Origin of the sequence: Amycolatopsis lurida (genome assembly GCF_900105055.1) — a bacterium.
Lineage (GTDB): Bacteria > Actinomycetota > Actinomycetes > Mycobacteriales > Pseudonocardiaceae > Amycolatopsis > Amycolatopsis lurida.
On the sequence record NZ_FNTA01000004.1, the window covers coordinates 2839057 to 2851977 of the forward strand.

General features: G+C 70.0%; 11 protein-coding genes. 3 read left to right on the top strand and 8 right to left on the bottom strand.

Annotated elements, in window-relative coordinates:
* Positions 1 to 4 precede the first annotated feature (4 nt).
* Both BLW75_RS18130 and BLW75_RS18135 read right to left on the bottom strand, forming a co-directional pair.
* The gene (locus BLW75_RS18130; RefSeq protein ID WP_034313175.1) at positions 5 to 1387 is read right to left on the bottom strand and encodes an extracellular solute-binding protein; all 1383 of its coding nucleotides are present in this window, start codon (positions 1385 to 1387) and stop codon (positions 5 to 7) included.
* Between the two features lie 10 nt (positions 1388 to 1397).
* Positions 1398 to 2648, bottom strand: coding sequence for an ROK family transcriptional regulator (locus BLW75_RS18135; protein WP_034313177.1), 1251 nt, complete (start codon positions 2646 to 2648; stop codon positions 1398 to 1400).
* Positions 2649 to 3011: 363 nt separating this feature from the next.
* Between BLW75_RS18135 and BLW75_RS18140 the strand changes: the two genes are divergently transcribed.
* Complete coding sequence (locus BLW75_RS18140; RefSeq protein WP_034313180.1) at positions 3012 to 3392, top strand: TetR/AcrR family transcriptional regulator; 381 nt, start codon at positions 3012 to 3014, stop codon at positions 3390 to 3392.
* Positions 3389 to 3745: a hypothetical protein gene (locus BLW75_RS18145; protein ID WP_034313183.1), complete on the top strand. Its 357-nt coding sequence runs from the start codon at positions 3389 to 3391 to the stop codon at positions 3743 to 3745. Before BLW75_RS18140 ends, BLW75_RS18145 begins: the two co-directional genes overlap by 4 nt.
* A 219-nt stretch (positions 3746 to 3964) precedes the next feature.
* Here the strand turns inward: BLW75_RS18145 and BLW75_RS18150 are convergent, their stop codons facing one another.
* From BLW75_RS18150 to BLW75_RS18175, 6 genes are all read right to left on the bottom strand, one after another.
* Entirely contained in the window at positions 3965 to 4207 is a 243-nt protein-coding gene (locus BLW75_RS18150) for a hypothetical protein (protein ID WP_034313185.1), read from the bottom strand.
* A gap of 112 nt (positions 4208 to 4319) precedes the next feature.
* A complete protein-coding gene (gene nudC, locus BLW75_RS18155; protein WP_034313188.1) occupies positions 4320 to 5333 on the bottom strand; it encodes an NAD(+) diphosphatase in 1014 nt (337 codons plus the stop codon).
* The gene (locus BLW75_RS18160) at positions 5333 to 6709 is read right to left on the bottom strand and encodes a M16 family metallopeptidase (protein WP_034313190.1); all 1377 of its coding nucleotides are present in this window, start codon (positions 6707 to 6709) and stop codon (positions 5333 to 5335) included. Before BLW75_RS18160 ends, nudC begins: the two co-directional genes overlap by 1 nt.
* Entirely contained in the window at positions 6706 to 8010 is a 1305-nt protein-coding gene (locus tag BLW75_RS18165; RefSeq protein ID WP_034313191.1) for a M16 family metallopeptidase, read from the bottom strand. Before BLW75_RS18165 ends, BLW75_RS18160 begins: the two co-directional genes overlap by 4 nt.
* Positions 8011 to 8031: 21 nt before the next feature.
* Positions 8032 to 9639, bottom strand: a complete 1608-nt coding sequence (locus BLW75_RS18170) for a DUF2207 family protein (RefSeq protein WP_034313193.1) — start codon at positions 9637 to 9639, stop codon at positions 8032 to 8034.
* Position 9640: 1 nt separating this feature from the next.
* Positions 9641 to 11410, bottom strand: a complete 1770-nt coding sequence (locus BLW75_RS18175) for a DUF2207 domain-containing protein (RefSeq protein WP_167373610.1) — start codon at positions 11408 to 11410, stop codon at positions 9641 to 9643.
* A 228-nt stretch (positions 11411 to 11638) separates the two neighbouring features.
* Here BLW75_RS18175 and BLW75_RS18180 point away from each other — a divergent pair, with 228 nt between their 5' ends.
* A complete protein-coding gene (locus BLW75_RS18180) occupies positions 11639 to 12907 on the top strand; it encodes a neutral zinc metallopeptidase (RefSeq protein ID WP_091597808.1) in 1269 nt (422 codons plus the stop codon).
* The last annotated feature ends 14 nt before the right edge of the window (positions 12908 to 12921 follow it).

A 12921-nucleotide genomic window follows, 5' to 3' on the forward strand; every position in this document is an offset into this window, starting at 1 on the left:
GCGATCAGCCGCCGGCGCGTTTCTGGGCCAGCTCGTCGTTGATCTGAGCGTCGACCTGCTTCAGACCCGCGACCATGTCCGGGACGTTGCCCGCCTGCCACTTCTCCGCGAAGTCGTTGACCGCCTTGAGGTGCGCGTCGCCGATCGGCGTCGACGGGTTCGGCGTCAGCTTGCCGCCGTTGTACAGGTCGAGGAACGTCTTGAACTCCGGCGTGACCTCGAGCTTCGGGTCGGTCAGCGCGGCCTTGGTGCTCGGGACGTTCTTCAGGCCGTTGGACAGCTCGACCAGCGTGGACGTGTCGAGGGTGACCTGCTTGATCAGTTCCCAAGCCGCGCCGGGGTTCTTGGCGCCCTTGGGGATCGCGATGATCGTGCCCGTGGTGAACGCGCCGCCGTAGCGGTCGGGCTTGCTGTCGAGCACCGGCGGGGCCGCCGTGCCGAACTTGAGCTCCGGCGCCTGGTCCTTGATGAACGCGGTGCGGTACTCGCCGTCGATCATCATCGCGAGCTTGCCGCGCTGGAAACCGTGGTCCGCCGAGTACTCCTCGCCGAGACCGGCCTTGAACTGCTCGACCTTGGCGTGGCCGCCGTAGAAGTCCACCAGCTGCTTCTGGAAGTCGAACATCGCCTTCCACTCGGGGCTGTCGGCGAGGTGCGACTGGCCGTCGGGGCCGATGTAGGTGGCGCCGAAGTTCGGGGCCCAGTACTGCGCCATGTTGGCGTAGAACGGCATCGACGGCAGGAAACCGGCGACCTTGATGGAGCCGTCCGGGTTGAACTCGGTCAGCTTCTTGGTGGCTTCGAACAGTTCCGAGGTCGTCTTCGGCGGCGACGTGACACCCTTCGCCGCGAACATGTCCTTGTTGTAGTAGAAGCCGTAGACGTCGGCGAGCAGCGGCATGGCACAGCGCTTGCCCTGGAATTCGGTGTAGCTGCGGACCGCGTCGGGGATCTGCGTCAGGTCGATCTTGTCGCGGTCAATGTAGGGCTTGAGGTCCTGGAAGCTGCCCGTCGAGCACCACGCGCCGAGGTTGTCGGTGAAGAACGAGATCGCCACGTCCGGCGGGTTGCCACCGCGGATGGACTGGGTGATCTTGTCGTCGTCCTGCTGGCCTTCGTGCTTGATCTCGATGTTCGGGAACTTCGCCTTGAGCTTGTTGAGCCCGGCGGTGACCACGTTGTACTCACGGTCGGTGAACTTGCTGTAGACGGTCAACGTGAGCTTCGCGTCCGCGGCGGGGGCGGCCGCCGCGTCGCCCGCCCCACCGTTCGGGCCGCTTGCGGCGCCCGAACAAGCGGACACCAGTGCGGCGACGGTGACCGCGCCGAGCACTATCGAGCCGCGCCAACGGCGGCCACTTCTCCGAACCTGGGTCGTGGAACTCATGACCCTCCTCCTAGTTGGTTGGGGCGGGAGACGGTGGTTCTGTTCGTGAATCCGGGATCGCCACGATCGGATTGGGCTCTCCCGCCCCGGACCGTCTCGGCCCGAGGAGCGAAGGGGTGTTGACGCCGAAGACGTCCCGGCGGACGGTGGCGAGCGCCGATTGGAGCGCGCCCGCGCGGACCGCGTTGCCCTGCACCGAAGCGACCCCGACGGGGGTGCGGGGCAGGACCAGTTCGTGCAGCCTTCTCGCGACCAGTGCGGCGAATTCGTCGCCGCCGGCCCGGCTGGTGTCGCCGGAAAGGAGCACGAGTTCGGGGTCGACGACCGCGATCAGGCCGGCCGCTCCGCCCGCGACACGGCGGGCGAGGTCGTCGAGGAAGGCTTCGTTGTGGCCTTCGCGCGCCTTGAGGACGGCGTCCGCACCGGTCTCGGCCTCGATGCCGTGCGCGGCGGCAAGCTCGACGACGGCGGGAGAAGCGACGAGATCACCGAAGCGATCTCCCGCACGAGGCTTCTCCCTCGGTGTGGCAACGGAAACCGGATCGGGAACGCGCATCCAGTCGATCTCGCCGCCACCGCCGGTCGCGCCGCGCAACAGCCTGCGGCCGACCACGACCGCGCCGCCGACGCCGTCGCTGAGCCAGATCATCACGAAGTCGTCGAGGCCGACGGCCTGGCCGACCGTCATCTCCACGATCGCGACGAGGTTGACGTCGTTCTCGATGGTGACCTCGACGCCGAGCTCCCGGCTGAGCCTGCCCGGTACGTCGAACCCGAGCCAGCCGGGGATGTGAGGCGCCGAGGAGAGCAAGCCGGTGCGGGGATCGAAGGCGCCCTGCGCACCGATGACGACGTGGCGGAGATCGGTGGCGGCGAGGCCGGCGCTGTTCGCGACGCTGGTGAGCGCCGCGCCGAAGGTGCCGACGACGTCCGCGCCCTCGTGGACCGGCAGCGGGACCTGGTACTCGGCGAGCACGGCGCCTGCGACGTCGGCGACCACGAAGTCGGCCTGCTGCGGCGTCAGGTCCACGGCCGCGACGTACGCGACGCCACCGTCGACCTGCCAGAGCTGCGCCCTCGGGCCGCGGCCCCCGCCGCGGACGCCCGCTTTGGCGACGATGCCGTCCTGCTCGAGCCGGGTGAGCAGCTGCGCCGTCGCGGGCTTCGACAGGCCGATGGCGACTTCGAGCTCGGAACGCGTCAGAGGGCCGTCCCTGAGGAGGACCTCGAGGGCCGCGCGATCGTTGATCTCGCGCAGCATTCGCGGACTACCGGCTCGCACTGGGGCTCGCTCCCGACTTCGTTAGGAAACTTTACAGACGGTTTCCGGGGACTGTAGTGAGCCGAGCCACAGCCGTCAACGGCGCCGGGAAACGGGGAGGTAACGCTTGCCGTGTTCCGCACAGCGGGTATGCGTACCGGCGCGGAGGGTGGCCGCTACGGGTCGCCACTCACGGCCACCTGCGCGTTTCGTGCGGCCGATTGGGCGACACCCACGTCGGCCGCGTGTCGTCCGTCCAGTCACACGTGTCGTCCATCCAGTCACGCGTGTCGTCCGTCCAAGCACGCGAAACCGCCATCGGAGTTCTTGACTGGTCATTCTTGAATGACTATTCTCAAACCCATGGCCCGACCACGCCAGTTCGACGAGATGACAGCGATCGAAGCCGCGGCGGCGGTCTTCCGGCAGCGGGGATACCACGCGACCTCGGTCGATCACCTCGTCGAGGCGACGGGTGTCCACCGGGGAAGCCTGTACGGCGCGTTCGGCAGCAAGCACGGCTTGTTCACCCGGGTGCTGGAACACGTCGCCGACGATCGGGACGGCGCCGGGCGGCTCGACGTCCTGCTGATCGCCCTGCTCGAACTCGCGCCCGAGGACGAGCGGTTGCGCGCCCGGGTCCGGACCGTCATGCAGGACGTCGGGATCACCCCGGACCAGCTGGGACGCCGGTTGCTGGCCCGCGCCGGATTGCCGGACATCGACAACGGAGGAACGACATGAGCAACAACCGCGTCACCATCACCGGAGACCGCCTGGTGGTCGAACCGGTGGGGATCGACAAGGTCTGGTCATTCACCCGGCGGCTCGAATTCCCGCTCGCCCATGTACGCGGCGCGACACACGATCCGGGAATGCGCGACGAGCCGAAGGGGTGGCGCGGGCCGGGTCTCCGGATCCCCGGGAAGCTCAGCGGTACCTTTCACGCCGACGGCGACCGGCAGTTCTGGAACGTCTCCGGGTTCGACCGCACGGTCGTCATCACTCTCGACGAGGCCGAGGACTACAACCGGCTCGTGCTCACGGTCGACGATCCCGCCGAGACCGTCACCGCCGTCAACAAGGCGATCGCGTGACGACCAGCCTGCTGGTGGAGCGAACGTGGCGATCATCAACCTTGAGGGACTCGGGGTCCCTTTAGGAGGCCTTCACCTTGTTGGCCTTGCCGAGGTCATCTGTCCATAAAGGAAACCGACCCTCGTCGCAGCATCCGATGTCCCCAATGTGGCATTGGAGACGCTCAGTGTCCCCAATGCCACATTGGGGACACTGAGCGTCAGCGACGCGGCGGTGGATCAGAAGTTGGGCTGCACGTACAGATCCCACACCCAGGGAAGCGAGGAGGGGTAGCACATCCACCCGTCCCAGTCCCCGGCGATCTGGCCGTGGTGGCCGGTGATTCCGCAGTCCTCCTCGGTGTACGAACCGAAGTACTCGTAGTCCGAGGCCTGCGCCGCTCCCGCGGTCACGGCGCTGAACGAAACGAAGGCCGCGACAGCGGCTCCGGCGACGGCGAACCGCCGCAAGGTGTTCTTCATGTTTTCCCCAGTGTCCTGACTTGATGATCTCGAACCGGACAGCAGGAGATTAGCGGACGCGTCACCGCCTTGAGGGCGAATCACCAACATGATCAAAGTCCCCCGCCGAGGATCAGACGCCGGCCCAGGCCGCCAGCATCACGCGCGCGATCGACGAGTTGCCCGGCAGCACCAGCTGCCGTGTGCCACCGGCGATCGGCGTCGGCACGGCGCCCGCGTTCCGCAGCTGGCTGTTCGCGAAAGCGGCCCGCACCTCCTCGCGCGAAACCCAGAACGCCTCTTCGATCTCGCCCTCCGCGGGCACGATCGTCGCGGTGATGTCGGCCCGCGCGGTGAAGCCGAGCATGATCGACCGCGGGAACGGCCACGGCTGGCTGCCGAGATAGCGCACATCGCGTACCTCGACGCCGACCTCTTCGCGGATCTCGCGCTCGACACAACCTTCGAGCGATTCCCCCGCCTCGACGAAACCGGCGAGGATCGAGTACCGGTCCGGCGGCCAGATCGGCTGCCGCGCCAGCAGGACGTGCTCGCCGTTGACGCCGGCGTCGTCGTGCACCAGGCAGATCACCGCCGGGTCGGTGCGCGGGTACTCCTCGCGGCCGCAGCCGCTGCACTTACTGGCCCAGCCCAGCTGGATCAGCTCGGTCGGGCTGCCGCAGCGCGTGCAGAACTTCGCCTGCCGCCGCCAGGCCTGCAGCGCCTGCGCGGTGGTGAACAGCCCGGCCGACGTGTCGTCGAGCAGGTCGCCGTAGCCGCGCAGGTCGACCCAGATCTCACCGTCGCGGCGCTGGACCTGTTCGATGACGCCCCAGCTACCCGCCATTTCGACGGTCTCGGTCTCCCCGGCGGGGCGGCCGGGCATCGACCAGTAGTCGGTGCCCTGCCACTCCCCCAGGAAGACCGCGTCCGCGGGCGGCTCGGTGCCGAAGTCCTGCGACTTGCGGGTCGCGAGCGTGCCGGAACCCTCCACCACCGGGGTCCGCGCGTGCTCGTCGAGCAGCACGACCCGGGCGTTCGGCCAGCGCTCGGCGAGCCTGTCCGGGTTGGTGCGCAAGGATTCCTGACGGTCCGCGGTGGAGCGCGAAAGCGTCGGGAGCGCCCCCAACCCGAACGGTGTCTCCATCAGGAGGGCTCCCCGACGGTCACATCGCCCAGCGCCGTCAGCTTCGGCGCGAGGACCTCGGCGTCGCCGACGACGACCCCGGTGAACCGCTTGGGCGCGAAGAACTCCAGCGCCGCGTTCGCCACGTCTTCGGCGGTGACCGCGGCGAGCCGCTCCGGATGCCCGGCGAGCCATTCGACACCCAGCCCCGTCGCGGCGAGCGCGGACAGCTGCGCGGCCAGGCCACCCTGCGACGACGCCGCCGTGACCAGCGAACCGATCGCGTACTGGCGCACCGACTCGACCTCGTCGGCGGTCGGCGGCACGAGACCGAGCCTGGCCAGCTCGTACCGCGTCTCCATGAGGGCGGCGGCGGTGGCGTCGGTCGCGGTGTCCGCGTCGACGTTCACCACGGCGGTCTGGTCGGTGAACTCGAATCCGGAGTGCGCGCTATAGGTGTAACCCTTGTCCTCACGGATGTTCTCGACCAGCCGCGACGAGAAGTACCCGCCGTACACGAGGTTCGCCAGCTGCAGCGCCGGGTACCGCGGGTCCGTGCGCGACACGGTCTGCGCGGACAGCCGGATCTGCGACTGCACGGCACCGGCCCGCGGCACCAGCAGGACGTTGCCGCCGACGAGGTCGGGCAGCACGGGCAGGCGGACGGCGGAGCGGTCCGAAGCCCAGCCGCCGAACGCCTTCTCCAGGTCGCCGATGACGGTCTCCGGGTCGATGTCGCCGACGATCACCAGCACGGATCCCCGAGGCAGCACCGACGCCTGGTGCAGCGCGCGAACCTGTTGCGGTGTCACGACTGCCACGTCTTCGGCCTGCGGCACCTCGCGCACCGCCGGGTGGTCGCCGTAGCGGTGCTTCTGCAGCGCCTCGCGGGCGATCGTCCTCGGCTGCGTGCGGGAGACGGCGATCCGCTCGATGAGCCGCTCGCGTTCCCGCTCGACCTCGGCGTCCGCGTACGACGCGCCGGTGAGCGAGTCGGCGAGGACGTCGAGCATCGTCGGCAGGCCGTCGGCCAGCGAGGTACCGGTGATGATCAGACGCTCCGGGTCGACGCCGGACGCGAGGTCACCACCGATCAGCGCCAGATCCGCGTCGATCTCGATGCGGTCGCGACGGGCGGTGCCGGTCAGCAGGGTTTCGGCCAGCACCTCGGCGGTGGCCGGGTGCAGCTTGTCTTCACCGGCGAACGGGATCCAGACGCGCAGCTCGACCAGCGGCACGGTGGGCTTGCGGACGGCGAGCACCCGCAGCCCGTTGCTCAGCGTGGTGTCCACATGGGACAGATCGGCGGCGGCGCGCTGTGTCCCCAGCGAAGGGACCGGACGCGGCCCGGCGGCCGTGCGGCCGATCTCCTCGGCGGTGCGGTGCGGTGCGCTCACTGCTCGGTACCTTCCTGGTCTGAAGATCCACTACCCGGGCGGACGACGAGCACGGCGCGCGAATCCGGCCGCAGCGCCTTCGCCGCCGCCGAAACGGCCTCCCCGGTGATCGCCGAGATCTTCTCGGCGAGCCGGTACACCAGCGAAGCGTCGCCGTACAGCAGCTCGAACGAGCCGAGGGCCAGCGTGCGGGACACCAGCTTGTCGTGCTCGGAGTGCAGGCTCGCGGCCCAGCGCGCGGTGACCTTCTTGATCTCCTGGTCTTCCGGCGGCGTGGCCGCCAGCTTCTCCAGTTCCTCGTCGAGCGCGGCGAGGACCTGGTCGGTGCTCACCTCGTGCGGGTGGATCGCGGTGATGGTGAACGTGTCCGGGTCGCGGGCCTCGAACGGGCCGAACAGCCCGGCGCCCGCGCCGATGTCGACGACCAGCGGCTCCCGGTGCACCAGGCGCTGCTGCAGGCGGGAACCGTCGCCGTCGGTCAGCACGCCGGCGAGCACGAGGTTCGCCAGGTAGCCGTCGAGGTCGTTGATCGGATCCGGCATGCGGTAGCCGACGCCGACCGCGGGCAGCGGGGCGTGCGGGTCCACGTGCTCGCCGCGCAGCTCGCCCTCGGGGGCGGGCTCGGCGAACGACGGACGCTGCGGCGCGGGCCGGTGCGGTACGTCGCCGAAGTGCTTCTCGATCAGCTCGCGGGCCTCCGCGACGGTGAAGTCACCGGCGACGGTCAACACCGCGTTCGCGGGCGAGTAGTAGGTGTCGAAGAAGGCCGCGCAGTCGTCCAGGGTGGCCTGTTCGAGATCCTCGAAACCGCCATAACCGTTGTGCGCGTTGGGGAACGTGGAGTACAGCACCGGAGGGAGGAGGATCCACGGGAACCCGCCGTACGGCCGGTTCAGCACGTTGAGGCGGATCTCCTCCTTGACCACGTCGATCTGGTTGGCCAGGTTCTCCTGCGTCAGCTTCGGCGCCCGCATCCTGTCCGCTTCGAGGAACAGGGCGCGCTCGAGTGCCGCGGCGGGGAGGACCTCGAAGTAGTCCGTGTAGTCCGGATGGGTGGAGCCGTTGAAGCTGCCACCACTCGACTGGACGTACCGGAAGTGCGCGAGCTTCTCCAGGCTCTCGCTCCCCTGGAACATCAAATGCTCGAAGAGGTGCGCGAAACCGGTGCGCCCTTCGGGCTCGGAACGGAAGCCCACGTCATAGTGGACGCTGACACCCACCACCGGAGCGGTCGCGTCGGGCGCGAGCACCACGCGCAGACCGTTGTCGAGGGTGAATCGGACAAGCTCGGGATCGGCCATGCGCACCACCCTACGGGCTAGTCAGGCCTCCAGGCGACGACCCTGGCGGGTCGCGGCGAAGGTTCCCACTAGCGCGGCCGTGAAGTCGCTCACCCGCTCGATCGCGACCTCGCCGCCGTCTTCCCTGCCGTACCAGTAGATCTTGGGCGGCCCCTTGAGCGCGGCGAATCCGGAGACCCACTGTTCTTGTTCGCCGAGAGCGAGCGCGTACGGCAGCGCCCGGGAAAGAAGCACCTCGCGTTCGAGCTTCGGGACGGCCGTCGCCTCGGTCGCCAGCAGCGCGTCGCGGACGCCGAGCAGCCGCCGGTGCAGCGCGACGCCGGCGCCGGTGCGCACCGGCAGCCACCGGGCGGCGACGGCGAGTACCGTGCCCGCGGCGATGACGATCAATCCGAGCTGGGCGTAGCCGACGGTAAAGGCCAGCAGGACGGTGAGGAACAGCCCGTAGAAGCAGAGCCGCAGGCCGACGCGGGTCAGCCTGCCGGGCAGCCGCGAGTACCAGCGGCGTTCGACCACGCTGTCGTCCAGCGCGTCCCGCACCGTTTCGATCCCGATCCGCGCCGACTGGATCTCCGACAACAACACGGACTCGCGTTCACCGGGCAGCAGCGCGTCGAAGACCGCGCGTTCGTAAGCGGTCAGCTGGCCGTCCGGCGGGTTTCGGCGGACGAGCCGCCAGCCGGTCAGCTCGCTGGGCTCCTCGCTCACCCAGAGGTAGTTCCGGACGGCGAGGTCGACGACCGTCGCGGCCAGGTCGACGGCGTCGGCGCGCCCCGTGAGCACGGTCCCCACCTGCCCGGGCAGCACACCGTCGGGTGACGCGAACGCGGCCTGGTCGTCCTTCCCGGTGAGCAGCCGGACCGGGAGCGCGTCGCCAGGGTGCTCGTCCCGCCTCCGCAGCAGGACCAACGCCACCGCGGCCGCGACCAGCGCGAGTGCGAAGCCGAACCAAGCCCAGCCGACCGGAGCGGTGAGCACGAACGCGCCGGCGAAGGTCTTCGACGGCTCCAGGCGCGCGTTCGCCGGGACGGTGCCCCCGGGCAACTCGACCGAGATCTCCATCCGCTGCCCGGCCGCGAGGTTCTGCTGGCTGAACCTGGTCAGCCCGGAATGCGCGATCTGGGCGGTGCCGCAGCGTGCGCGAGCACCCTCGGGCCCGGCGTGACAGGTGACCGCGTCCGGGACGGACGGCGCGGCGAAGCTCGCTCGCACCAGTTCGAGCCGGGAGTCCCAGCCGCCCGCGAGCTGCCAGCTCACCCGGGTCAGGCCGTCGACTTCGGCGACCGCACCGTCCACTGTGTACCGGACGATCGAGGTGCCGCCCTTCAGCTTGACGGTGAACTCGTCGTCGGTCAGCTCGGCGTTGCCCGCGCCCTCGATGACGACGTCGCGGATGCCGATGATCCGGTCACGGTTGTGCGGAGCGGCCGTGCGGAGCGGGATCCGGCGGGTCATCGTCGCCTCGCTCGGCACGGACACCGCTTCGACGACCGAGAGCGCGCCGTCGCGTTCCACCTTGAGCGAGATCTCCGCGCTGTTCGGCAGCGAGGGCAGCTGCGGTTCGCCTTGCGCTCCCGCCGGTGCCGCGCCCAGCACCAGCAGGAGACCGACCAGCAAGCAGATCTTCACGTCAGGCGGGGACCGGTTCCGGGCGAAGCGAGCGCAGGTGCCCGGATTCGGCGAGCAGACCGTCCAAAGCGGACAGGAACGACGGCAGGTGCGCGGCGAACCGGCGCAGGTCCCGATCGCCTTCGAGGCCGCCGAACCAGTACAGCCCGGCCGAACCGTCCGCCGACGGGTCGAGCCCCTCGAACGTCCGGAGCCAGCGCTCGACGTCACCGAGCACGATGGCGTACGGCAGAGACCGGGAGAACACCATTTCCCGGTCTCCCACCGGAATGTCGGCGACCTTGACGGTGTGCAGGTACTCGAGCAGACCGCGCACCTGGCCGACCAGACGCCTGCCGCGCGAGGTCCGCGGCGGCACCCACGAAGCGCCCAGCAACGCGGCGACCCCGGCGAGCACGGCCGCGACGCCGAGCAGCGCGTGCCCGACGGTGAACGTCAGGACGGCGGTGCCCACGAGACCGAGGGCGATCAGGCCGATCCCCGCCCAGGTGAGTTTGCTCCTGCCCTTGTCCGGGCGGCGCGAGAACCAGCCCCGGCGCACCACGTCGGCGTACATCGCCTCGCCCGCGACACGGAGATCGACGGTGCCGCGGCCGCGGAGTTCCGACAGCAGCACGGAATCGGTGCCCTCGGGCAGGATCGCGGTGTAGATCTCGCGCTCGAAGGCGGCGAGATGCTCGTCCGGCGCGTTGCGGCGCGCGATCTGCCAGTCGACCGTGCCCGCGCCGCGGACCTCGGCGATCCACAGGTAGTTGCGGACCGCGAGGTCGACCACCGTGCCGCTGACGTCCACGACGTCGACCGTCTCGTCGACGACTGTGCCGACCTGTCCCGGCAGGACACCGTCGGGCGAGGCGAACGAGACCCGGCCGCCTTCTCGCATGAGGACGTCGACCGGGCCGGTGCCCGCGGCGAGCGCGCCCTTGTCGCGGCGGCGCAGCAGCCAGACGGCGAGCGCGCCGAGAACCAGGAACAGTGCCAGCGCCCCGAACCCGATACCGGCGAGGATGGTGAGGGCGAACGCGCCGCCGACCGTGGCGATCTGCTCGAACCGCGCGTTCGCAGGCACCGTGCCCGCCGGAAGCTGGACGGCGATGTCGACCCGTTCGCCCGCCGGGAGTTTGTCCTGCTCGACGCGGACGACGCCGCTGTGGTCGGTTTCGGCGAGCGAACACTGCCTGTCCGAACCGAGCGGCCCGGCGAAGCAGTCCACTGTGGGCGTTTCGCGCGTCGGCGCGCTGAACGAAGCGGACACCCGGGACAGCTCGCCGTCCCAGCCGCTGGCGACCTGCCAGCGGACCTGCTGTGCGCCGCTGACGTCCGCGACCGCGCCGTCCACTTTGTACTTGAGGGTGGCCGCGCCGCCGTCGAAGGTGGCGACCAGCTGCTCGCCGTTCGGCTCCGCCCTGCCCGCGCCCTCGACCGAGACGTCACGGACGACGTACACGCGGTCCTGCTCCTCACCGGCGGGAACCCGCAAGGGAATCCGGCGTACGAGGTGCTGTCCACCCGGGACGGTCACCTGCTCGGTGATCGACAGCGAACCGTCGCGTTCCACCTTCACCGCGACGTTCGCGGCCGGCCCGCTCGGCGGCTGGAGCAGCCCGAGCTGGCCGCGGGCGCCGATCGGCGGCGGCTTCGGCAACTGCGGCGCGTTGGTCAGCGAAGGGCCCGCCGCGGGCGCCTCCGGAACGTTCGTATCCGACGGCGGGGCCATCAAGGCCGAGCTCGCCGCGACGGCCACGACCGCCGTCCCCCATTTCGTCAACACAGCCACACACTCTAGGGCAGCCGATCTATGCTGACCGCCGAAACGCCGAATCCGCCACCTGGGCGAACGGCGTTGCCGAACGCATGGGGGATCCACTCGATGAACCAGCAGCCGCCCGGCCCGCCTGATCCGCGGCGCCGGCCGACTCCGCCACCACGTCCGCCGCAAGGCGGCCGTCCGCTCCCGCCGCCGGGAGCGCGTCCGCTGCCGCCGCGCGGTGGCCCGCCGATGCCGCCGCCGAACCGGCCGGGTCCCGTCCCGCCCGGTCGTCCTCGGCCGCCGATTTCCCGGCCGACGCCGATGCCGCCGCCGTTCCGGCCGGGTCCGCCGAGCGGCGGTATACCGCTTCCCCCGCCGGGCGCGGCTCCGCTGCCGCCGCCGCGGATCGGCGCGCCGATCCCGTTCCGGCCCGGCGCCGTCGGCCCGCCACAGCTTCCGTACGGTCCGCGTTTCGCGCAGCCCGCGTTCACGCCTTACGGGGGATACCAAGCCAAGAAGTCGAACGGCGGGGTCATCGCGGCGGTCGCGATCGTGGCCTTGATGGCGTTGATGGGCGGGCTGCTCATGGTGGTCACCCTCGCCAACGGCGGCTCGAAGCAGGTCGCCGATGTCGGATATTCGAGCTACCCGACGACGTCCTCTTCGGACTACACGACGACCACCACGTCCAGCGACACGTCGACCACGAGCACCCGTTCGCGCGATTCGACCGCCTCACGCGAGACGTCGGCGGGCTCGACCCGCGAGACGTCGACCAGTCGCGCGCCGTCCGGACCGCGGCCGCACCTCAAGCTGGCGGACAACCCGCTGTGGCTCGATTCCCAGGTCGGCTTGCCGAACCAGCCATGCAACCTCTCGCGCTGGGCGAACAACCCGGACGCGGCGGCGGCCTTCTTCGACAGCGCGCGGCCCTGCCTGGACAGTGTCTGGCAGCAGGTCATGAACTACACGAAACTGCCGTTCCGGGTCCCGACAGTGAAGTACCCGTCCGGCAAGAACTGGTCGAGCCCCTGCGGCGACGCCAGCAACGGTTCGGTCGCGGCGTTCTACTGCTCGCAGAACGAGACGCTTTACATGCCGTACGAAGGCCTCCAAGTTTCCCAGTACGGCAGCCGGCCGGGGGTCTATCTGGCCGTCTTCGCCCATGAGTACGCGCACCACATCCAAGCGCTTTCCGGTATTTCGGAGGCCTATTGGACCGCACGCTACGAAGCGGGCACCGATTCGGCGGCGGGCCTGGAGATGTCGCGGCGCAACGAGCTTTCGGCGCAGTGTCTGTCCGGGACGTTCCTGGGTTCGACGGTCGGCCGCGGCGGCTCGGTCGACCAGGCGATGTACCGCGACGCCTGGCAGACCCAGGACCGCGGCGACCACAACGGCGGCCCGCGCGACCACGGCTCCGACGCGCACGCCGTCTCGTGGTGGCAGCACGGCGCGCAGAAGAACCGGATGTTCGAGTGCAACACCTGGTCGGCGAAGTCGTCCGACGTTTCCTGACCACGCCGGTACGT